This is a genomic window from Streptomyces doebereineriae, from assembly GCF_031845645.1.
GTDB lineage: Bacteria > Actinomycetota > Actinomycetes > Streptomycetales > Streptomycetaceae > Streptomyces > Streptomyces canus.
On sequence record NZ_JAVREZ010000405.1, the window covers coordinates 1 to 430 of the forward strand.

Consider the following 430-nt stretch of genomic DNA (forward strand, 5'->3'; position numbering starts at 1 on the left):
GTCGCCCAGCTGCGACGCTCACTGCCCGCAGGCTACGAAGTTCGTACGGTGCGCGCGTTCAAGACCGCGAGCCGGAACGCCCTGAAGGAGGCGCGGTGAGCGGTCGCTCCCTGACCACTATGAATGTGCAGCGTCTGAGCACGCTGGCCGCGCTGGCTCTGACAGCGCGACTGTTCCCGAACCGCTCGGAGGAGCCCTTCCGTCACGCTTCGGCGATCCGCGACGCGCATTTTCTCCTGTCCGGGCATACCCATCTGTGGAACCGCTACGGGGACCTGTCGTGCGAGGACACGCGGCGAGTCACCAGACTCCTGTGGCACCGCCCCGCTCGCCTGGCGATCCTCGCGGCCTTCCGCCGGGCGGTCGAAGACCTCTTCGACTCGTCCGACCTGCCCGAGGGATTCGCGGCTCTTGACGACGAGCACTACTT

Annotated in this window: 1 protein-coding gene; it reads left to right on the forward strand. The window is 67.2% G+C overall.

The genetic code is table 11. From position 1 onward, the window contains the following. Positions 1-95: 95 nt before the first annotated feature. On the forward strand, positions 96-430 hold a 335-nt coding region (locus RNB18_RS52525; RefSeq protein ID WP_311711789.1), incomplete at its 3' end, for a hypothetical protein.